Annotated in this window: 20 protein-coding genes and 1 pseudogene; 13 read left to right on the forward strand and 8 right to left on the reverse strand. The window is 68.3% G+C overall.

Annotation, left to right across the window (positions count from 1 at the left end; translation table 11 throughout):
- Positions 1–40: 40 nt before the first annotated feature.
- The 4 genes and pseudogenes from ACPWT1_RS02665 to ACPWT1_RS02680 form a co-directional block, all read right to left on the reverse strand.
- A pseudogene (locus ACPWT1_RS02665) lies at positions 41–1611 on the reverse strand (ABC transporter substrate-binding protein).
- A 32-nt stretch (positions 1612–1643) separates the two neighbouring features.
- Positions 1644–2870: a M20 aminoacylase family protein gene (locus ACPWT1_RS02670; protein WP_427913877.1), complete on the reverse strand. Its 1227-nt coding sequence runs from the start codon at positions 2868–2870 to the stop codon at positions 1644–1646.
- A complete protein-coding gene (locus tag ACPWT1_RS02675) occupies positions 2870–3850 on the reverse strand; it encodes an ABC transporter permease (RefSeq protein ID WP_427913878.1) in 981 nt (326 codons plus the stop codon). The genes ACPWT1_RS02670 and ACPWT1_RS02675 overlap by 1 nt, the downstream gene beginning before the upstream one ends.
- Positions 3851–4001: 151 nt before the next feature.
- The gene (locus ACPWT1_RS02680) at positions 4002–5195 is read right to left on the reverse strand and encodes a porin (RefSeq protein ID WP_427913879.1); all 1194 of its coding nucleotides are present in this window, start codon (positions 5193–5195) and stop codon (positions 4002–4004) included.
- A gap of 298 nt (positions 5196–5493) precedes the next feature.
- Here ACPWT1_RS02680 and coq7 point away from each other — a divergent pair, with 298 nt between their 5' ends.
- Positions 5494–6111, forward strand: coding sequence for a 2-polyprenyl-3-methyl-6-methoxy-1,4-benzoquinone monooxygenase (coq7, locus tag ACPWT1_RS02685; RefSeq protein ID WP_427913880.1), 618 nt, complete (start codon positions 5494–5496; stop codon positions 6109–6111).
- Here coq7 and ACPWT1_RS02690 read toward each other — a convergent pair whose 3' ends face one another.
- On the reverse strand, positions 6112–6561 hold the full coding sequence (locus ACPWT1_RS02690; RefSeq protein ID WP_427913881.1) for an OsmC family protein: 450 nt from the start codon (positions 6559–6561) through the stop codon (positions 6112–6114). It lies immediately after the preceding gene.
- A 247-nt stretch (positions 6562–6808) separates the two neighbouring features.
- On the opposite strand from ACPWT1_RS02690, the gene ilvA reads away from it, so the two are divergent.
- Positions 6809–8353, forward strand: a complete 1545-nt coding sequence (gene ilvA, locus ACPWT1_RS02695; RefSeq protein ID WP_427913882.1) for a threonine ammonia-lyase, biosynthetic — start codon at positions 6809–6811, stop codon at positions 8351–8353.
- A gap of 15 nt (positions 8354–8368) precedes the next feature.
- Here the strand turns inward: ilvA and ACPWT1_RS02700 are convergent, their stop codons facing one another.
- Positions 8369–8812 (reverse strand): type II secretion system protein N, encoded by a 444-nt coding sequence (locus ACPWT1_RS02700; RefSeq protein WP_427913883.1) that lies wholly within the window; start codon positions 8810–8812, stop codon positions 8369–8371.
- Between the two features lie 49 nt (positions 8813–8861).
- On the opposite strand from ACPWT1_RS02700, the gene gspG reads away from it, so the two are divergent.
- Genes gspG through ACPWT1_RS02750 form a run of 10 tightly spaced genes read left to right on the forward strand, consistent with a single transcriptional unit; the run spans position 8862 to position 17884 of the window.
- Positions 8862–9299, forward strand: coding sequence for a type II secretion system major pseudopilin GspG (gspG, locus tag ACPWT1_RS02705; protein WP_427913884.1), 438 nt, complete (start codon positions 8862–8864; stop codon positions 9297–9299).
- On the forward strand, positions 9274–9744 hold the full coding sequence (locus ACPWT1_RS02710) for a pilus assembly FimT family protein (RefSeq protein WP_427913885.1): 471 nt from the start codon (positions 9274–9276) through the stop codon (positions 9742–9744). The genes gspG and ACPWT1_RS02710 overlap by 26 nt, the downstream gene beginning before the upstream one ends.
- Entirely contained in the window at positions 9741–10103 is a 363-nt protein-coding gene (gene gspI / locus ACPWT1_RS02715; protein ID WP_427913886.1) for a type II secretion system minor pseudopilin GspI, read from the forward strand. Before ACPWT1_RS02710 ends, gspI begins: the two co-directional genes overlap by 4 nt.
- Positions 10104–10105: 2 nt before the next feature.
- Positions 10106–10810: a PulJ/GspJ family protein gene (locus ACPWT1_RS02720; protein ID WP_427913887.1), complete on the forward strand. Its 705-nt coding sequence runs from the start codon at positions 10106–10108 to the stop codon at positions 10808–10810.
- Positions 10807–11784 carry a type II secretion system minor pseudopilin GspK gene (gene gspK, locus ACPWT1_RS02725; protein WP_427913888.1) on the forward strand — a complete coding sequence of 326 codons (978 nt, stop codon included), beginning with the start codon at positions 10807–10809 and terminating at the stop codon, positions 11782–11784. The genes ACPWT1_RS02720 and gspK overlap by 4 nt, the downstream gene beginning before the upstream one ends.
- A gap of 46 nt (positions 11785–11830) precedes the next feature.
- On the forward strand, positions 11831–13042 hold the full coding sequence (gene gspL, locus ACPWT1_RS02730; protein ID WP_427913889.1) for a type II secretion system protein GspL: 1212 nt from the start codon (positions 11831–11833) through the stop codon (positions 13040–13042).
- A complete protein-coding gene (gspM, locus tag ACPWT1_RS02735; protein WP_427913890.1) occupies positions 13039–13521 on the forward strand; it encodes a type II secretion system protein GspM in 483 nt (160 codons plus the stop codon). Before gspL ends, gspM begins: the two co-directional genes overlap by 4 nt.
- Before the next feature lie 16 nt (positions 13522–13537).
- A complete protein-coding gene (gene gspN, locus ACPWT1_RS02740; protein WP_427913891.1) occupies positions 13538–14341 on the forward strand; it encodes a type II secretion system protein N in 804 nt (267 codons plus the stop codon).
- Positions 14338–16482, forward strand: coding sequence for a type II secretion system secretin GspD (gene gspD, locus ACPWT1_RS02745; protein ID WP_427913892.1), 2145 nt, complete (start codon positions 14338–14340; stop codon positions 16480–16482). Before gspN ends, gspD begins: the two co-directional genes overlap by 4 nt.
- Positions 16483–16495: 13 nt before the next feature.
- The gene (locus ACPWT1_RS02750) at positions 16496–17884 is read left to right on the forward strand and encodes a GspE/PulE family protein (RefSeq protein ID WP_427913893.1); all 1389 of its coding nucleotides are present in this window, start codon (positions 16496–16498) and stop codon (positions 17882–17884) included.
- On the opposite strand, the gene ACPWT1_RS02755 is transcribed toward ACPWT1_RS02750, so the two are convergent.
- Positions 17881–18078: a hypothetical protein gene (locus ACPWT1_RS02755; RefSeq protein ID WP_427913894.1), complete on the reverse strand. Its 198-nt coding sequence runs from the start codon at positions 18076–18078 to the stop codon at positions 17881–17883. The genes ACPWT1_RS02750 and ACPWT1_RS02755 overlap by 4 nt on opposite strands.
- Complete coding sequence (locus tag ACPWT1_RS02760; RefSeq protein ID WP_427913895.1) at positions 18075–18311, reverse strand: hypothetical protein; 237 nt, start codon at positions 18309–18311, stop codon at positions 18075–18077. Before ACPWT1_RS02760 ends, ACPWT1_RS02755 begins: the two co-directional genes overlap by 4 nt.
- Before the next feature lie 135 nt (positions 18312–18446).
- Between ACPWT1_RS02760 and ACPWT1_RS02765 the strand changes: the two genes are divergently transcribed.
- The gene (locus ACPWT1_RS02765) at positions 18447–19358 is read left to right on the forward strand and encodes an EamA family transporter (RefSeq protein ID WP_427913896.1); all 912 of its coding nucleotides are present in this window, start codon (positions 18447–18449) and stop codon (positions 19356–19358) included.
- Positions 19359–19364: the final 6 nt, after the last annotated feature.

Consider the following 19364-nt stretch of genomic DNA (forward strand, 5'->3'; position numbering starts at 1 on the left):
AATCGGGCGGTCCGCGGCTGCGCGGGCCGCCCTCAGCGGATTACTTCTTGATGCTGATCCACTTGAAGAACATGAAGTTGTCGGCCAGTTGAACCAGGTCGACCTTCTTGCTCATCCCCCACGCCAGTGCCTGCTGGTGCAGCGGGATGTGGCCGACGTCGGCGGCGTGGATCTCGATGCCTTCCTTGATCATGGCCATGCGCTTGGCCTTGTCGGTTTCCGACTGCACCGCGCGCGTCAGCTGGTCGAACTTGGGATTGCAATAGCTGCCCAGGTTGAACTGCCCGGTGCCCTTGTCGTCGGGGCAGGCCATGAGCGCATTCATCGCGTTGTGCGCGTCGTAGGTGGTCGGCGTCCAGCCCAGCATGTAGAAGCTGGTGTCGCGACGCAGGATCTTGGGGAAGTAGGTGCCCTTGGTCTCGGCGGCGAGATTGATCTTCACGCCGATGCGCGCGAGGTTCTGCGCCACCGCCTGGCAGATCCGCGCGTCGTTGACGTAGCGGTCGTTCGGGCAGTTCATCGTCACCTCGAAGCCCTGCGCGTAGCCCGCTTCGGCCAGCAGTTTCTTGGCGGCTTCGGGGTCGTACGGCAGTCGCTTGTTCAATTCGGGCACGAACCCGTTGATGCCCGGCCCCCACATCTCGGCGGTGGGCTTGGAGGCGCCGCGCATCACGGTCTTCTGGATGCCGTCGATGTCGATGGCCTGGTAGAAGGCCTGGCGCACGCGCTTGTCCTTGAACGGGTTCTTGCCCTTCACGCTGGAATACAGGAGCTCGTCGCGCTTCTGGTCCATGCCCAGGAAGATGGTGCGCAGCTCGGGTCCGTCACGACCTTGGCCGTCGGCGAAGCCTTGATGCGCTCGATGTCCTGCACTGGCACCGGCTCCATCACGTCGACCTCGCCCGACAGCAACGCGGCAACGCGCGTGGCGTCATTGCCGATGGGGGTGAAGATCACCTCCTGCACGTTGCCGTCGATCTTGCCCCAGTAGTTGCCGTTGCGGACGAAGGTGGTGCGCACGTTGGGCTGGCGCTCGCGAAGGCGGAACGGGCCGGTGCCGTTGGCGCGGAAGGACGCTGCGTTCTCGATGCCCTTGCGACGGTCGACCGGTCTCGTGGCCTGGTTCTCCTCGCACCACTTCTTGCTCAGGATGTAGGTGTTGGACAGCTGGTCCGGCAGGATGGGAAACGGCGTCTTGGTCTCGATGTCGACGACGTAGTCGCTGACCTTGCGCACTTCCTTGATGTCGTTGACGTTGCTCTTGAGGTCCGAGCCCTCGCCCGCCACCCGCGCCAGCGAGAACACCACGTCGTCGGCGGTGAACGGCTTGCCGTCATGGAACTGCACGTTCTTGCGCAGCTCGAAGCGCCACACCGTCGGCGAGACCTGCTTCCACGACGTGGCCAGTGCGGGCGTCAGGGCCAGGCTCTTGTCGCGCCCCACGAGCGGCTCGTAGACATTGCCGGTGACCGAGAGCTGCAGCGATTCGTTCAGCGAATGCGGGTCCATCGACAGGGCGTCGCCCTGGTTGGCGATGCGCACGGTCTGCGCCCCGGCGAGGCTGGCAAAGGCGCACAGGATGGCTGCGCAGAGCAGGGTCTTGGTTCTCATCGGCGTTCTCCTAGTGGTGAGCGGCTGCAGGATCAGGCCGCGGCGAGCGGCAAGGCTTGTTCGACCAGGCTGGCGTTCAGCGCCGAACCCAGGGGCAGGATGTCGTCGTTGAAGTCGTAGCGCGGGTTGTGCAGCATGCAGCTGCCTTCGCCGCCCTGGCCGATGCGCAGGTACGCGCCCGGCTTGACCTGCAGCATGAACGAGAAGTCCTCGGCGCCCATGCTCGGCTCCAGGTCGCGGACGACATGGTCGGCGCCGACGAGGGACTCGGCCACGTCGGCGGCGAATTCCGCTTCCGCCGCGCTGTTGGTGGTGGCCGGATAGACCCGCTCGTACTTCACCGACGCCGTCGCCCCGAAGCCCAGGGCGATGGCGCTGCACAGCTCCGTGAGGCGCCGCTCCACCAGCTCCTGCACGTCGGACGTGAAGGTGCGCACCGTGCCCACCAGCACCGCCTTGCCGGGAATCACGCTCATGGCATGCACGTCGCCCGCCTGCATGGCGCAGAGGCTCACGACGGCTCCGTCGATGGGTCGCACATTGCGCGACACGATGGATTGCGCGGACGTGATGATGTGGGCCGCCACGAGCACCGGGTCGACGGCCAGGTAGGGATGCGCGCCGTGGCCGCCCTTGCCAGTGATCTCGATCGTCACCTTGTCCGCGGCGGCCATCATCGGGCCGGGGTTGAGACCGATGGCGCCGGGCTTGAGCCCCGGCCAGTTGTGCATCCCGTAGACAGCCTCGACGGGGAAGCGATCGAAGAGGCCGTCCTCGATCATTGCCTTCGCACCGGCGAAGCCTTCCTCACCGGGCTGGAAGATGACCACGGCCGTGCCGTCGAAGTTGCGCGTATCCGCGAGATATCGCGCCGCGCCCACCAGCATCGCGGTGTGCCCGTCATGGCCGCAGCCATGCATCATCCCGTTCTTCGCCGACTTCCAGGCGAACTCGTTGTCCTCGGCCATGGTCAGGGCGTCCATGTCGGCGCGCAGGCCGAGCAGCCGGCCACTGTTCGTCTGGCGACCGCGGATGACGCCCACGACGCCGGTCTTCCCGATCCCCTGGTGGATTTCGTCGACGCCGCACACGCGCAGCGCCTCGACCACGCGGCTGGCGGTGTAGACCTCCTCGAACCCCAGTTCCGGATGCGCGTGCAGGTCGCGCCGGAACGCGGTGAGTTCGGGGTGGAACCTGGCGATGTGGGCGAAGGCGCGGCCGTTGGCCTTGAGGCGGGCGCCGCCGGCAGTGGCAAGCATCAGAGTCCTTTGGCGCTGCTCAGGCGCAGGCGCGGATCGACAGCCAGATAGAGCAGGTCGACCACGAGATTGATCACGACGAAGATGAGGGCGATCAGGCACAGGTACGCCGCCATGATGGGAATGTCAGCGAACGTGACGGCCTGGATGAACAGCAGCCCCATGCCAGGCCACTGGAAGACGGTCTCGGTGATGATGGCAAACGCGATCAACCCTCCGAGCTGCAGGCCGGTGATGGTCATCACCGGCACCAAGGTGTTCTTCAGGGCGTGCCCGAAGTGGACGGTGCGTTCGGGCAGCCCGCGGGCGCGCGCGAACTTGATGTAGTCGGTGCGCAGCACCTCCAGCATCTCGGCCCGCACCAGCCGCATGATCAAGGTGAGCTGGAAGATCGCCAGCGTCACGGACGGCAGCACGATGTGCATCCAGCCGTCGCGGCTGAGCAGACCCGTGGTCCACCATCCGAGCTGCACCGTTTCGCCGCGCCCGAAACTGGGGAACCAGCCCAGGATGACGGCGAACACCAGGATCAACAGGATCCCGATCAGGAACGTCGGCAGCGACACCCCGAGCAGGGAGATCACCATGAACAGGTGGCTGAGCGCGCTGTTCCTGCGCAGCGCGGCGTAGACCCCCATCGGAATGCCCATCACTAGGGCCAGCACCGCTGCGACGAGCGACAGTTCCAACGTCGCGGGGAAGCGCTCGCCGATCAATCGCGACACCTTGGCCCCTTGGCGTAGGCTGAGTCCGAACTCTCCCTGCGCGGCGTTCACGAGGAAGTGCCAGAACTGCACGAAGAAGGGCTGGTCGAGACCGAGGTCCGCCCGCATCTGGCGGATCTGCTCGGGGCGGGCGTCCTGTCCGAGGAGGAACACGACCGGATCGCCCACGTACTGGAACAGCAGGAATGCGATGAACGCCACGACGACCATGACGATCACGGCCTGAAGCAAGCGTCGGAGGAGAAAGGCGAGCATCGGGTGGCGTGCGGCGCAACGATGCTAGCAGAGCAAGCCACGGGCCAGCCCCGGGCAAACACGTGGGCCCGCAAAGCAGCGGGCCAAAAAGCCGCCCGAAGGCGGCTTTTCAAGTTTCTTATTGTCTTCGGCTGGTGAGCCAGCCTTGCAATTAGAAGCTGTGGCGAATGCCCAGGTCGTAGCCGGTCGAGTGCGCGCCGAGCGCCGGAGCAGCAGCGGCACCGTTGAACACGGACACGGCGGACGTCGAGTTGTTCTGCACGCGGGCGATCGTGGTGTAGACCGCGGTGCGCTTGGACAGGTTGTGCACATAACCCAGGGCGTACTTGCGTGCGCGCGGGTCGGTACCGGCACCGGCGTAGTCCGTGGTGTACTGCGACGCGGCGAACTTCAGGACGCCGGCACCGATGGGAGCGGTAGCGCCCAGCAGGTAACCCTTGCCCTTGGCGCTGCCGCCGCCCACGCCGGCCAGTGCGTCGGCCTTGTCACGCGACGCTTGGGCCATCAGGGTCATGAAGCCGAAGTTCCACGAACCGGCGATGTTGGTCGCACGGGTCGAGCCGGCCGGCTGCGCGCCGCCAGTGACGGAAGTCGCCGTCGCCAGGGCGGTCACCAGCGAGTACGACGTACGGCCAGAAGCGATCGCGACGTTGACCGGGCCAGCGGCGTAGCCGAAGCGGAAGGCGGTACCGTTGCCGTCGCCGGAGTTGGCCACGGTGCTGGAGTTCTCGCCACGATAGTGCTGGATCTGGCCGTAGAAGCCACCCAGGTTGCCGGGCAGGAAGTAGCCGATGGTGTTCGAAGCACGCACCGAGGTCGGGCCGCTGACGTTCAGGGACGTCATCAGGTTCGTGCCGACACCCACGGTGCCGTACGGATCGAACACGGTCAGGTTCCAGAATTGCGGGGTGTAGTCACGACCCAGGCGGATCTCACCGAAGCCGCCAGCCAGGCTGACGGTCGAACGGCGGTTGAACACCAGGCCCGTGCCGTTCTGGGCGCGGGCGTTGCGGCCGGCTTCGCCACCGCCAGATGCAAACGCGCTGGTCGCTGCGAACTGGTTGTTCGTGCTCAGGGTCTGGCCGGTGCCGTCGTCGTTGTTCACGCCGGCCTCGAGCCAGAAGGAGGCGGACATGCCACCGCCGAGGTCTTCCGTGCCACGGAAGCCAAGGCGCGAGCTGCTCTCGCCCGAGTTGTGCAGGCGGGTCACCGAACCACCGCCGGCGCCGCCGTTGGACACGCGCTGGATGGTGGCGTCAACGATACCGAACAGGGTGACCGACGACTGGGCGGAGGCGGTGCCGGCGGCAGCCAGCACGGCGAGAGCAATCAGGCTCTTTTTCATTGCAAGTTTCTCCAAGGTTAAACAGAGGGCTCCGGTGCGAAGGGGCTCACCAAATGCAGGCACTCTTGTGCTCCCGCCGGATCCCCGGGCCAACCTCCTTTTGGGAAGTTGTTGCTATTGCACCAGACGGACTTTTCTTTCGCAAAGTATTTAGCCCGCGCCGGGCGTATTCGTTGCACGAGGACAACATGCCGAACCGCTGAGTGGGAGACGCGCAACACCCTTCCGCCAGCCTCATCTGAAAGTGCGGATCGGCCTTGACGGCGCTTGTCGAAGCCTCCTCGTAAACTGCCTCCCCATGGACCGCCTGCTGGGGGCCGCCGACGGCGCGCTCCGAACCCTCTTCGCTCCTCCCCGCGGCGCCCGGCCGTGTCCCGTGATTCCCGCTGACGAGACCGTGCTCACGCCAGAAGAGCGGCGCGAGTCGGCCAGCCTGATGCGTGTGAACCACGTGGGCGAGATCTGCGCGCAGGCGCTCTACACCGCGCAAGCGGCGGCTACGCGCGACCCGGTCCTGCGCACGCACTTCGAGCGCGCTGCGCGCGAGGAGACCGACCACCTCGCATGGACGCGCGCGCGGCTGGACCAACTGGGTGCACGCCCTTCGCTGCTCAATCCGCTCTGGTACGCGGGCGCGTTCGCACTCGGCGTCGTGGCAGGCCGCTTCGGCGATCGCGTGAGCCTCGGATTCGTGGTCGAGACCGAACGCCAGGTGGAGACGCACCTCGAGTCGCACCTGGAGCGATTGCCTGCGGCCGATCACGCCTCACGCGCCGTGGTGGCCCAGATGAAAGCGGACGAAGCCGCCCATGCCGCGCAGGCGCTGGCCCAAGGCGCAGCTGAACTGCCCGCGCTGGCCAAGGGCCTCATGCGTGCGGCCGCCAAGGTGATGACGACCACGGCCCACGTGGTCTGATCAGCCCTCGCGCACCTCGAAGCTGGTGGTGATCTCGGCCGTCTTCGCAAGCATGATGGTCGCCGAGCAGTACTTGTCGTGGCTCATGGCCACGGCACGCTCCACGGCGCTTGCCGGCACCCCCTTGCCCGTCACCGTGAAGTGCAGGTGGATCTTCGTGAACACCTTCGGATCCACGGGCGCGCGCTCGGCCGTGAGCTTGACGCTGCAGCCCGAGACGGCGTGCCGTCCCCGCTTGAGGATCAGCACCACGTCATAGGCCGTGCAGCCGCCCGTGCCTGCCAGAACGGTCTCCATCGGGCGCGGCGCGAGATTGAGCCCGCCGTTCTCCGGGCGCGCTTCGTCGGGCGCACCATCCATGGCCAGGACATGGCCGCTTCCCGTTTCGGCCACGAAGCCCATGCCGGACCGCGTGCCGGCGGCCCCGGTCCAACTCACCGTGCATTCCATCTTTGTCGTCCTTGCCTTGCCGCGGATGAGCTTGGCGTGAAGTAGTGCCGCCCAACGCGGCGGAGGACTTGCTGCGTCGCAGCATTTCACCGTTATACTGGTGTTGCAGCATAACCAAACGGTTGTGCCCCGATTGTCTCCTCCACCTTCCCTTTGGTGGATTTGGCCTCCGGACCGCAAGGTCTGGGGGCCTTTTCTGTCCGGCGCAGCCCGACCGTTGCGGAGCGCGCCTTCTAGGATCGCGCCCATGACCAAATCCCTGAAGCCGGCCGACTACCTCAAGAAGATCCTCACGGCACGGGTGTACGACGTCGCCAGCGAGACGCCGCTCGAGACTGCCAAGGCACTCAGTCGGCGGCTGCACAACAAGGTCCTGCTGAAGCGGGAAGACCAGCAGCCGGTCTTCAGCTTCAAGCTGCGCGGCGCCTACAACCGCATGGTGCAGCTCTCGGCCGAGGAACTGGCACGCGGAGTGATCTGCGCATCGGCGGGCAACCACGCACAAGGCGTGGCGATGGCGGCGCACCGGTTGGGAACCCGCGCCGTGATCGTCATGCCTGTCACGACGCCCAGCGTCAAGGTCGACGCGGTCAAGGCGCTCGGCGGCGAAGTCGTGCTGCACGGGGACAGCTATTCCGACGCGTATGCCCGGGCCGTGGCGCTGCGCGATGAGGGCGGCCTCACCTTCATCCACCCCTTCGACGATCCCGACGTGATCGCGGGCCAGGGAACGATCGCGATGGAGATGCTCCGCCAGCAGCAGGGGCCGTTGCACGCGGTCTTCGTTGCCATCGGCGGCGGCGGCCTGGTCTCGGGCGTGGCCAACTACATCAAGGCCGTGCGGCCCGAAGTGAAGGTGATCGGCGTGCAGATGAACGACTCCGACGCGATGCTGCAATCGGTGCAGGCGCGCAAGCGCGTCACGCTGCCCGATGTCGGCCTGTTCTCCGATGGCACTGCCGTCAAGCTGGTGGGCGAGGAGACCTTCCGCATCGCACGGGAGCTGGTGGACGAGTTCATCACCGTCGACACCGACGCCGTGTGCGCCGCGATCAAGGACGTATTCGTCGACACCCGCAGCATCGTCGAACCCGCAGGGGCGCTGGCCGTCGCAGCCATCAAGCAGTACGTGGCGCAGCACAAGACACGGGGCGAGACCTACGCGGCGATCCTGTGCGGCGCCAACATGAACTTCGACCGCCTGCGATTCGTCGCCGAGCGCGCCGAAGTCGGCGAGGAGCGCGAGGCCCTGCTGGCGGTCACCATCCCCGAGGAGCGCGGCAGCTTCCGACGCTTCTGCGAGTTGATCGGATCCCTGCCCGGCGGTCCGCGCAACGTGACCGAATTCAACTACCGCATCAGCGACTCGCGGCAGGCGCACGTCTTCGTCGACCTGGCCACGCATGGCAAGGGCGAGTCCGCGCGCATCGCTGCCAACTTCACGCGCCATGGCTTCGAAGCACTGGACCTGACGCACGACGAGCTCGCGAAGGAGCACCTGCGGCACATGGTGGGCGGCCATTCGCCGCTGGCGCAGGACGAGCGGCTGCTGCGCTTCGTCTTTCCCGAGCGACCGGGCGCCTTGATGAAGTTCCTGTCGATGCTGCGGCCGACCTGGAACATCACGCTGTTCCACTACCGGAACCAAGGTGCCGACTACGGACGGATCCTGGTCGGCCTGCAGGTACCGCCAGCGGACGATGCAGCGTTCGGCGCGTTCCTGGACACGCTGGGCTACCCCTTCGTCGACGAGACCGCCAACCCGGCGTATCGGCTGTTCCTGCGCAGCTGAGGGCGCGCCAACCGCTCAGTGCTGCTGCGGCGGCAGTTCGAGGGTCACGACGGGCGGGCCATCCGGCGTTGCGGCCAGGACCGCGCGCCGCGCCTGCACGGATTGCAGGACCAGCCCTTCGTCCACGCTGCTGCCGACGCGGAACGGCTTGGGCGCACGCCCGTCGATCGCGATCAGCGCGGCCCCTTGCTGCGAGCGGGCGGCGACCACGCCGACGAGGCTGAATCGACTGGACAGAGGCGCTGCGGCCGGGGCAGCTGGCCCGCTGCCCTGCACATGCCCCAGCAAGCGCGCCACCGCCGCCGGATCCGCCGCCAGCGGGGGACGCACCGCTGCTGGAGCGACCCCGAGTGTGTTGGGGTTGCCGAGCTTCAAGCCCCAGGCAATGGCACTCGCACCAGCGACGGCCCATAGAACGAACGTCGTCCCACGGACGGTCCAGTTGTTGCTGTCCCTCATGCGCACCATGCGACGATTATCATTGATCGCTTTCCCATCGCGACCCCCCATGAAGCTCTTCCGTTCCCTCGGCCGCAGCGCGCAGGCCGGCTTCACCCTCATCGAGCTGATGGTGGTGCTGGTCATCATCGGCGTGCTCGCGGCGCTGATCGTTCCCAACGTGCTGGACCGCGCCGACGATGCTCGCGCGACCGCCGCCCGCACCGACGTCAACAACCTGATGCAGGCGCTGAAGCTCTACCGCCTGGACAACCAGCGCTATCCGACCGCCGAGCAGGGCCTGCAGGCCTTGGTCACGCGTCCTTCGGCACCGCCGGTGCCGCCGAACTGGAAGCCGTACCTCGACAAGCTCCCGGCGGATCCGTGGGGCCGGCCCTACCAGTACCTCAATCCCGGCGTGAAGGGCGAGATCGACGTGATGTCGTTCGGTGCCGACGGCCAGCCGGGTGGCGAGGGCAAGAATGCCGACATCGGTTCCTGGCAGTAGTGCAACTGCCGCCCCTTCACGCCTGCGGGCGTCCGGCTTCACGCTGATCGAGTTGATGGTGGTGGTGGCGATCATCGCCATCGCCACGGCCGGCGTCAGCTTCGCCATCCGCGACAGCGCCGCGGCGCAGCTCGATCGCGAGGCGCAGCGGCTGTCCGCCCTGTTCGAGTCGGCGCGCGCCCAGTCGCGCACCAGCGGCGTCGCTGTCGTGTGGCACCCGGTGGACGGCGGATTCCGCTTCGACGGGCTGCCCGACAAGGCACTGCCCGACCACTGGCTGAGCAGCGGCACTTACGTGCAGGGCGGCCCGGCGATCGTGCTCGGGCCGGAACCGATCATCGGTCGCCAGTCCGTGGTGATTGCCTCCACGGCCGTGCCCCAGCGAAGCCTGCGCATCGAGACCGACGGACTGCGGCCGTTCACCGTCACCGAGCCCACCCCATGACCCGTCGGCCGCAGCGCGGCTTCACGCTGATCGAGGTCCTCGTCGCCCTTGGCATCGTCGCCATCGCGCTGACCGCCGGCCTGCAGGCGACCACGGCGCTCACCAACAACGCCCAGCGCCAGTCCAGCGTGCTGCTGGCCCAGCTGTGCGCCGAGAACGAACTCGTGAGGGTGCGGCTCGCGCGCCAGTTGCCGGGTGTCGGCGAGCAGCGCGTGGGCTGCCGGCAGGGCAACACCGACTTCGAAGTCGCGGTGGTGGTGGCACCGACGCCCAACCCGAACTTCCTGCGCGTGGACACCCAGGTGTTCGACGCCGGCTCGGCGGTGCTGCGCATCTCCACCGTGGTTGGACGGTACTGAAGATGCGGCGCCCGCAATCCGGCTTCACGCTCGTCGAACTGCTGGTCGCGCTGTTCGCACTGTCGCTGTTGGCGATGCTCAGCTGGCGTGGCATCGACGGCATGGTGAAGGCTCGCGAGCAGACCCGTGTGCGCGCCGACGAAGTCCAGGCGCTGCAGGTCGGACTGGCGCAATGGGCCGCGGATCTCGATGCCTTGGTGACGGTCCCGCAAATGAGTGCCGTCGACTGGAACGGGCGTGTGTTCCGGCTCTTGCGCGAAGCACCGGGCGACCCGGCGCGTGGGGTCGTCGTGGTTGGATGGAGCCGCCGCGTGGACGCGGCCGGCAGCCGCTGGATGCGCTGGCAGTCGCCGCCAGCCCTCACGCGTGGGCAACTGGACGACGCCTGGCGCCTGGCCGATGCGTGGGCCCAGAACAGTGGCACGGCCGCTGGCGCCGACGAGGTCGCAATCACCGGATTGCTGGACTGGCAGATCTTCTACTACCGCAGCGATGCCTGGACCAATCCGCTCTCCAGCGACACGACCAACACGACAACCGCCAGCACGCCGCTGACGACGTCGGGCACGCCAACCCCGACGGTGACGCGAGCAGCAGTCACGCCCGACGGCATCCGCATCGTGCTGACGCTGGCTCCGGGGCAGACCATCAGCGGTGACCTCACGCGCGACTGGGTGCGGCCCACGGTCGGGGGGCGGCGCTCATGAGACGTGCAGAGCGCGGGGCGGCGCTGCTGGTGGCGATGCTGATCGTCACGCTGGTGGCCACCTTCGCCGCAGCGGCCCTGTGGCAGCAGTGGCGCACCGTGGAGGTTGAAGCGGCCGAACGTTCGCGGATGCAGGCCGGCTGGGTGCTCACGGGCGCCCTCGACTGGTCGCGCCTGATCATTCGAGAGGATTCACGCACGGGCGGTGCGGACCACCTCGCCGAACCCTGGGCGGTGCCGCTGCAGGAGGCGCGGCTGTCGACATTCCTCGCGGCGGACCGCAATGCGGACACCAGCGGCGCCGCCGATGACACCTTTCTGTCGGGATCGATCACCGATGCACAGGGGCTGCTGAACCTCGCGAACCTGGTCGAAGGCGGCAGCCTCTCCCGCACCGGCATGCGCAGCTTCCAGCGCCTGTTCGCCCTCCTCGGCCTGCCGCAGTCGCAGCTGCAGCAACTGGCCGAGAACATGCGCTTGGCCAATGACATCAGCACAGACAACCAGTCCGCCAGCCAGGCGCCGCTGATGCCGCAGCGGGCCGACCAGATGGCGTGGCTGGGCGTGTCGCCAGCCACCGTCACGGCCCTCCTTCCCTACGTGACGATCCTTCCGATCGGACGCACGGCGATCAACCTGAATACCGCGCCGGCGGAAGTCATCTACGCAGCAGTGGACGGGCTCACGCTCGCCGAGGCCCAGGAGATGGTGGCCCGCCGCGCGCAGGCGCCATTCCGCACCCGGCAGGAAGCCACGCAGCTGATGCCGCAGCATACGGCCGCGCTGAACGAGGGCACGGTCGACGTCGCGACGCGCTTCTTCGAAGTGCGAGGCAGGCTGCGCATCGACCGCATGGTGATCGAGGAACGTTCGCTGTTGCAGCGCGATGGCCTGGACGTCAAGACGGTCTGGCGCGAACGCGGCGTCGTCGACCCCTCGTCCGTCGCGCAGGCGCAGGCACAGGGCAATCGCTGACAAACACTCCACGGCTGAGTTGCGGGCTTTCTACAATGCCCGTCACATGAGTTCGCTGTTCGTCCTCCTGCCGCGATCGACGGCCACCGCGTCCACCGAGTTCGAGTACCTGCTGTCGCCCGATGGCCGCAGCGTCTCGGCACACGCGAACGCGCAGGCCGCATTGCTGCCGGCACCGGCTGGCGCGGGCAGCGAGACCGTCGTCATCGTTCCCGCGGCGGCGATGTCGTGGCAGCGCGTCGAACTTCCCAAGGGCACGGGCCCGCGTTCGCCGCGACTGCGCGCCGTGCTCGAAGGCCTGCTGGAGGACCGCCTCCTCGACGAACTCGAGGACCTGCACTTCGCGCTCGAACCGGGCGCAACGCCCGAGCAGCCCGCGTGGGTCGCCGTGTGCGACCGGACCCGCCTGCGCGCCGCCCTGCAGGTGCTGGAATCCGCGGGACGCCCCGTGTCACGCGTGGTGCCCGAGTTCGCGCCCGAGGGCGATCCGGTCCTGTATGCGCTGGGCGATCCCGACAACGCCCATCTGGTGTGCGCCGGCAGGCAGGGCGTGCTGGCCGTTCCCCTGTCGGCCGCATCTCTGGGGCTTCTGCCACCCAACCTGCCTGACTCCACGCCCGTGGTCGCAGAACCAGCCGTCGCCGCGCTGGCCGAGCAGTTGTTGCGACACGAGCCGCGCTTGCAGCCGCCAGGCGAGCGGCTGCTCGGGGCGGCGCAGACGCGGTGGGATCTCGCGCAGCTCGAGTTCGAGAGCAGCGGACGCAAGCGCGCCTTCAAGAAGCTCTCCACCGGCTGGGCCGGGCTGCTGCGCGCACCGCAATGGCGTCCGGCGCGATGGGGTGCGGTCGCCCTCGTGGCTGTGCAGCTGATTGGCCTGAATGCGTGGGCCTGGAAGGAGCGCAACGCGCTCGCCGCCAAGCGCGAGGCGAGCCGCACGTTGCTGACGCAGACGTTCCCCAATGTGCGCGCGATCGTCGATCCACCGCAGCAGATGGAACGTGAAGTGGCCGCGTTGCGGCAGGTCGCCGGCGGCATCTCCACTCGCGACCTGGAAGCCATGCTGGGCGCCCTCGCCAGCGCGTTGCCGCCGGGGCGCAGTGCCACGAGCGTCGAGTACTCCGGCACCGAGTTGCGCGTGCGCGGCATCGCGACGTCGGAAGCGCAGGCACAGCCGCTGCTGATGGCGCTGCGCAGCCGCGGCTATTCGGGCGCGCTGCAGGGCGACGTGCTGGTGGTGCGGCCGGAGGACCGTCCATGAAGATGCCGGAGCGCATGTCCCAGAGCTGGCGCGGCCTGGCGCCTCGCGAAAAGCTGCTCGCCTCGGGCGCTGCGGTAGTGGTGCTGGTCGCATTGGTGTGGTGGGTGTTGATCGGGCCGGCACTGGCCGTCCTGCGGACTTCGGAATCCCAGCACCGCGAGCTGGACGCCCAGCTCGCGCACATGCGGGCCTTGCAGCAGCAGGCCCGCGCGCTGCAGGGCCAGCCCAAGCAGGGCCACGACGAGTCGCTGCATGCACTGGAAGACGCCGTGCGCCAGCGCCTCGGAACAACCGCACGCACCACCGTCGCAGGCGATCGCGTGACGCTCACGCTCGCCGGCACGCCGCCGGACGCGCTCGCCACGTGGCTGGCCGAGGCGCGCACCAATGCGCGCGCCCTGCCCGCGGAGGCCCGGCTCACGCGCGCCGCCAGCGGTGGCTGGGACGGAACGCTCGTGCTCACCCTGCCGGCCCGCTAGCCCGCAAGCAGACGCCGTGCGACGCGCCACCTCCTTCCCGCGTTCCGACGTGCCCTGGCGCTGGGCCGTCCTGGGCGCCTGCATCGGCGGCCTCCTTGCGCTGGTGCTGTTCGCACCCGCGCGCTGGCTCACGTCACGCGTGGCCGCCGCCACCGGCGGACAGGTGCTGCTGCTCGATGCTCGCGGCACCGTCTGGACCGGCTCTGCGCAATTCGTGCTGACCGGCGGCTCGGGCAGCAACGATGCGGCCGCCCTTCCGACCCGCGTGGACTGGCGCCTGGGGCCCTCGTTCACAGGGCTCCGGTTGCACCTGTCCAGCGCCTGTTGCACGCCGCAGCCCCTGGCCATGTCCATCGGCCTGGGGCTGGGCAGCACCCGGGTCGACGTGGTGAATGCGACTTCGCGCTGGCCGGCGGCCATCCTCGCGGGGCTTGGCACGCCGTGGAACACCCTGCAACTCGAAGGCGACCTGGACCTGCGCACCCAGGACCTGAAGCTGCGCTGGGCCGCGGGCCGGCTGCAGGTCGATGGCAGCGCCGAACTGACGGCCGAAGGCGTGGCCTCGCGCCTGTCGACGGTGCGCCCCATGGGGAGCTACCGGCTGACGCTGACCGGCGGCCCGGTACCCGCACTGCAACTGACCACGGTCGGCGGCGCCCTGCAGCTCAAGGGCAGCGGCCAGTGGGTGGGTTCACGCCTGCGGTTCACCGGCGAGGCCAGTGCGGCGCCGGACCGCGAGACCGCCCTGGCCAACCTGCTGAACATCATCGGCCGCCGCAATGGCGCGCGCTCCATCATCACCATAGGCTCACCGTCATGAACTTCCGACCTGCACTGCTTTCCCTGCTGGCCGCCGCGGCGGTGATGGCCACGGGCCCCGCACAGGCCCAGCGATCGCGCGAGCCCGTGACGCTGAACTTCGCCAATGCCGACATCGAGGCCGTGGCGCGCACGATGGCCACCATCACCGGCCGCAACATCGTGGTCGACCCGCGGGTGAAGGGCACGATCACGTTGAGCACCGAACGCCCCGTGCCGCCGCAGCAAGCCTTCGACCAGTTCGTGTCGACACTGCGCCTGTCCGGCTTCACGGTGGTCGATTCCGGCGGGCTGCTCAAGGTGGTGCCGGAGGCCGACGCCAAGCTGCAGGGCGGCACGGTGTCGGTGGGCAAGGCGCCTGCAGGCTCAGGGATCGTCACGCAGATCTTCCGCCTGAACTACGAGACCGCGGCCAACCTGGTGCCGATCCTGCGGCCGCTGATCACGCCGAACAACACGATCAACGTGAACCCCGGCACCAACTCGCTGGTGATCACCGACTACGCCGACAACCTGCAGCGCCTCGGTCGCATCATCTCGGCGCTCGACGTCTCCAACTCCACCGACGTCGAGGTCGTGCCGCTGAAGAACGGGCTGGCTTCCGACCTGGCGCCCGTGGTGCAGCGGCTGGTCGACGCGGGCGGCGCCACGCCCACCGCGGCACAAGGGCAGGTGGACACGGCCACGCGCACCACCGTCATCGCCGAGCCCCGCAGCAACAGCCTGATCGTGCGTGCTTCCAATCCGGCCCGCATGAATCTTGTCCGCACGGTCATCGAGCGGCTCGACCAGCCGGGCGCGCAGAGCGCATCGGGCAACATCTACGTGGTCTACCTGAAGAACGCCGATGCGACCCGCCTGGCCACCACGCTGCGCGCGGCGCTGGCAGCGACGGCGACCGGTACCACCGGTGCGTTCACGGGCGGCGGAGCCACCTCGATTCCTACCGCAGGCCAGGCGTCGACGCTGCCCACCACGGCGGCCACGGCGGCAGGCGGAACCAGTGCGCAGGCCGCAGCCGCGGCCCAGCCCCTGGCCCAGCCTTCCACCGGCGGACAGATCCAGGCCGATCCGGCCACCAATTCGCTGATCATCACGGCGCCCGAGCCGCAGTACCGGCAACTGCGCGCCGTGATCGACCGGCTCGACGAACGCCGGGCGCAGGTGTTCATCGAGAGCCTGATCGTCGAGGTCAATGCCAACAAGGCGGCCGAATTCGGCGTGCAGTGGCAGAACGTGCTGGGCAACCAGAACTCCAGCCGCATCGGCCTGCTGGGCACCAACTTCACGATCGGCGGCCAGAACATCCTGAGCCTGAACACACAGGGCGGCACCACGCCCACGCTGCCGTCCAGCGGCTTCAACGTCGGCTTCGTCCGCAACCTCGGCGGCACTTACGTGCTGGGCGCGCTGGCCCGGTTCCTGGAGACGAACGCCGACGGCAACACGCTCTCGACGCCGAACCTGGTGACCCTGGACAACGAGGAAGCCCGCATCGTCATCGGCCAGAACGTGCCCTTCATCACGGGCCAGTTCACCAACACCGGCGCCACCAACGGCGCCGTCAATCCGTTCCAGACCATCGAGCGGCGCGATGTCGGCCTGACGCTCCGGGTGCGGCCGCAGATCAACGAGAACGGCACGGTGAAGCTGCAGATCTTCCAGGAGGTCTCCAGCGTCGACCAGGCGTCGGTGAACTCGGCCACCGGCCTGATCACCAACAAGCGCTCGATCGAGTCCAACGTGTTGGTGGATGACGGCGCCGTCATCATGCTCGGCGGCCTTCTCCAGGACGAATACGCTGGCAACCAGCAGAAGATTCCGGGCCTGGGCGACGTGCCCGTGCTCGGCAACCTCTTCAAGGCCGAGACCCGCAGCCGCAACAAGACCAACCTGATGGTGTTCATGCGGCCCATCGTGCTACGCGACGGTGCGGAGAGCGATGAACTTTCGCTCGATCGCTACGATCTGATGCGGACCAAGCAGCAGGCTGCACAGCCGCGCAACAGCGTGGTGGTCCCGATCAACGAGTCGCCCGTGCTGCCTGCGCCAGCTTCGCGGACGCCGGCCCCGGCTCGTGCCACGCCTCCCGGCCCGCCGGTCCCGAACGAAGCGGCACCGCCCAACACCAACACCCGCTGAGACACCGATCCCGATGCGCTATCCGCTTCCCTACAGCTTCGCCCGCAGCCACCAGCTGCTGCTCGAGGACGACGGCCAAGCCGTGACCCTCTGGCACGCGGGAGCACCCGCGCCCGGCGCCTGGAGCGAAGTGATGCGCAAGTTCCAGGTGCGCGGCCTGCAGCAGCTCGACCCGGCCGCGCTGGCGCAGCGCATCACGGCGGCCTACGCGCAGGGCGAATCGAGCGCCGCCACCGTGGTCAGCGAGGTGCAGAACGACGCCGACCTGTCGCGCATGATGCAGGAGCTGCCCGCGGTGGAGGACTTGCTGGAGACCAGCGACGACGCACCCATCATCCGCATGCTCAACGCCCTGCTCACGCAGGCGGCGCGCGACGGTGCGAGCGACATCCACATCGAGCCCTATGAGCGGCACTCGTCGGTGCGATTCCGCGTCGATGGCACCCTGCGCGAGGTGGTTCAACCCAATCGCGCATTGCACGCCGCGCTGATCTCGCGCCTGAAGATCATGGCGGACCTGGACATCGCCGAGAAGCGCCTGCCGCAGGACGGGCGCATCTCGCTGCGCATCGGTACCCGCGCGGTCGACGTGCGCGTGTCCACGCTGCCCAGCGCGCACGGCGAACGCGCCGTGCTGCGCCTGCTGGACAAGAGCGAGAACAAGCTGAGTCTCGAGTCGGTCGGCATGACCGGCGACACGCTGCACCGCTTCCTGCAGCTGATCACGCAGCCACACGGGATCATCCTGGTCACGGGTCCCACCGGCTCGGGCAAGACCACGACGCTCTATGCGGCGCTGTCGCGGCTGGACGCCGGCACCAGCAACATCATGACCGTGGAGAACCCGATCGAGTACGAGCTGCCCGGCATCGGCCAGACCCAGGTCAACGAGAAGATCGATCTCGATTTCGCCAAGGCGCTGCGGGCCATCCTCCGCCAGGACCCGGACGTGATCATGATCGGTGAGATCCGTGACCACGAGACCGCGCAGATCGCCATCCAGGCTTCGCTCACCGGCCACCTGGTGCTTGCCACCCTGCACACCAACGACGCGTCCAGCGCCGTCACGCGCCTGACCGACATGGGCGTCGAGCCGTTCCTTCTCAGCTCCTCGCTGCTGGGCGTGTTGGCGCAGCGCCTCGTGCGCAAGCTCTGTCCGGTGTGCCACGGCTCCGGGTGCGCCGAGTGCGCGCAGAGCGGCTACCAGGGCCGCACGGGCGTGTTCGAGCTGATGGTGGCCGACGACACCATCCGGGCCATGGTCCACAACCGGGCCTCGGAGGCCGACATCCGCGCGGCGGCCATGTCGGCCGGCATGACCCTGATGCGCGACGACGGCGAACGGCTGGTGCGCGAGGGCATCACCTCCCGCGAGGAGCTGCTGCGCGTCACGCGCGATTAGGCAGCTGCGCGGCCGGGTCGCGACTCCACCCGTTCGGGCACGCTGGGCCTGCCGGGCAGTTCCACAGGTGGTGGCGTCCTTCCACCCTCGGAGGGCGGCGCCTTCGGCTTGCCATCACCCGGCTGCGGATCGGGGTTGTTCACCGGCGGCACCGAGTCGGGCGCCGGCACGTCGGACGTGCGGATCGCGCTCATGGCTGGCGCCTCCTGCCGTCGGTGATGCCGGGCCCTTCGTCGACGACCGGGTCGGCTTCCTCGTCCTCGATGTCGGCGGCCATGCGTTCCGGATGTTCGGGCAGGCCCGGGCGATGCGCGATGTCGGGCGTGCCATCGTCGCTGCGCGCCTTGGGTCCTGGCTGCGGGATCTGCTGCGATTCGGGCACGCGCTGCATGTCGCGCGGGTCCGGCGTGGTATCGGTCGGGCACATGACATTCCTCCTGGCACGGCGACGTGTCCTCATGCTGGGCACAGGACTTGGCCTGCACACCCGGCAGGGGCCGGCCCTTGTTGTCAGTCCGCGCCGACAGGTGGTCCCCGGCAGGAACGTCATGCGTGAAAGCCTATGCTCGGCGGCATGGTTTCTCTCGCTCCCCTGCATCTCCTGCTCGCACTGGCCGTGGTGGCGGTGTGGGGCACCAATTTCGTCGTCATCAAGACCGCGCTGCACGACCTGCCGCCCCTGCTGTTCGCAACCTTGCGCTTCCTGCTGGCACTGCTGCCCGCGGCCTTCTTCCTGCCGCGGCCGCGCGTTCCGCTGGGCAACCTGGCCGGGTACGGGCTGCTGATCGGCGCGGGCCAGTTCGGCTTGCTCTACATCGCGGTGAACGGCCGCATCTCGCCCGGGCTCGCATCGCTCGTGGTGCAGACGCAGGTGTTTTTTACCATTGGCCTGTCGATCTGGCTGGCCGGCGAGCGGGTCCGCATGTTCCAGCTGGCGGCGGTTGCCATTGCCGCTGCGGGTCTCGGGGTCGTGGCCCTGCACACGGATGCCACCACCACCTGGGGCGGCCTGCTGCTCGTGCTGGGTGCAGCGCTGTCCTGGTCGGGCGGCAATATCCTGACCAAGCAGGCCGGCAGCATCAACATGCTGGCCTATGTGGTGTGGTCCAGCGCGTTCTCGGTGCCGGTGCTGTTCGCGCTGTCGCTGGGGTTCGAGGGCTCGGACCGGATCGCCCGCAGCATCTCGCAGGCTGGAATAGGCACATGGCTGGCGGTCGCCTGGCAGGCGTGGGGCAACACCCTGTTCGGTTATGCCGCATGGAGCTGGCTGCTAGCCCGCTACCCCGCCGCTGCAGTCACGCCCATGGCATTGCTGGTGCCGGTGTTCGGCATGGGCGCCTCGGCCGCGTGGCTGCACGAGCCGTTGCCCGTCTGGAAATTGGTTGCCGCAGCTTTCGTCATGGCCGGCCTGGCGCTCAACGTGCTCTGGCCACGGATGCGCGCTCGGAAGGTGTCGCGTGTATCGGACTTGTAAATGCGG

Source organism: Ramlibacter sp. MMS24-I3-19 (genome assembly GCF_050320135.1).
Classification (GTDB): domain Bacteria; phylum Pseudomonadota; class Gammaproteobacteria; order Burkholderiales; family Burkholderiaceae_C; genus Ramlibacter.

Bases quoted from the DNA above. Each gene is read 5' to 3' on its own strand.
- gspD (WP_427913892.1), top strand. From the start codon at position 14,338: ATGAACTTCCGACCTGCACTGCTTTCCCTGCTGGCCGCCGCGGCGGTG.
- ACPWT1_RS02680 (WP_427913879.1), bottom strand. From the start codon at position 5,195: ATGAAAAAGAGCCTGATTGCTCTCGCCGTGCTGGCTGCCGCCGGCACC.
- gspL (WP_427913889.1), top strand. From the start codon at position 11,831: ATGAGTTCGCTGTTCGTCCTCCTGCCGCGATCGACGGCCACCGCGTCC.
- gspK (WP_427913888.1), top strand. From the start codon at position 10,807: ATGAGACGTGCAGAGCGCGGGGCGGCGCTGCTGGTGGCGATGCTGATC.
- ilvA (WP_427913882.1), top strand. From the start codon at position 6,809: ATGACCAAATCCCTGAAGCCGGCCGACTACCTCAAGAAGATCCTCACG.
- ACPWT1_RS02720 (WP_427913887.1), top strand. From the start codon at position 10,106: ATGCGGCGCCCGCAATCCGGCTTCACGCTCGTCGAACTGCTGGTCGCG.
- ACPWT1_RS02675 (WP_427913878.1), bottom strand. From the start codon at position 3,850: ATGCTCGCCTTTCTCCTCCGACGCTTGCTTCAGGCCGTGATCGTCATG.
- ACPWT1_RS02755 (WP_427913894.1), bottom strand. From the start codon at position 18,078: ATGAGCGCGATCCGCACGTCCGACGTGCCGGCGCCCGACTCGGTGCCG.
- ACPWT1_RS02670 (WP_427913877.1), bottom strand. From the start codon at position 2,870: ATGCTTGCCACTGCCGGCGGCGCCCGCCTCAAGGCCAACGGCCGCGCC.
- gspI (WP_427913886.1), top strand. From the start codon at position 9,741: ATGACCCGTCGGCCGCAGCGCGGCTTCACGCTGATCGAGGTCCTCGTC.
- ACPWT1_RS02690 (WP_427913881.1), bottom strand. From the start codon at position 6,561: ATGGAATGCACGGTGAGTTGGACCGGGGCCGCCGGCACGCGGTCCGGC.
- gspM (WP_427913890.1), top strand. From the start codon at position 13,039: ATGAAGATGCCGGAGCGCATGTCCCAGAGCTGGCGCGGCCTGGCGCCT.
- ACPWT1_RS02710 (WP_427913885.1), top strand. From the start codon at position 9,274: ATGCCGACATCGGTTCCTGGCAGTAGTGCAACTGCCGCCCCTTCACGC.
- ACPWT1_RS02765 (WP_427913896.1), top strand. From the start codon at position 18,447: ATGCTCGGCGGCATGGTTTCTCTCGCTCCCCTGCATCTCCTGCTCGCA.
- coq7 (WP_427913880.1), top strand. From the start codon at position 5,494: ATGGACCGCCTGCTGGGGGCCGCCGACGGCGCGCTCCGAACCCTCTTC.
- gspG (WP_427913884.1), top strand. From the start codon at position 8,862: ATGAAGCTCTTCCGTTCCCTCGGCCGCAGCGCGCAGGCCGGCTTCACC.
- ACPWT1_RS02760 (WP_427913895.1), bottom strand. From the start codon at position 18,311: ATGTGCCCGACCGATACCACGCCGGACCCGCGCGACATGCAGCGCGTG.
- ACPWT1_RS02700 (WP_427913883.1), bottom strand. From the start codon at position 8,812: ATGAGGGACAGCAACAACTGGACCGTCCGTGGGACGACGTTCGTTCTA.
- ACPWT1_RS02750 (WP_427913893.1), top strand. From the start codon at position 16,496: ATGCGCTATCCGCTTCCCTACAGCTTCGCCCGCAGCCACCAGCTGCTG.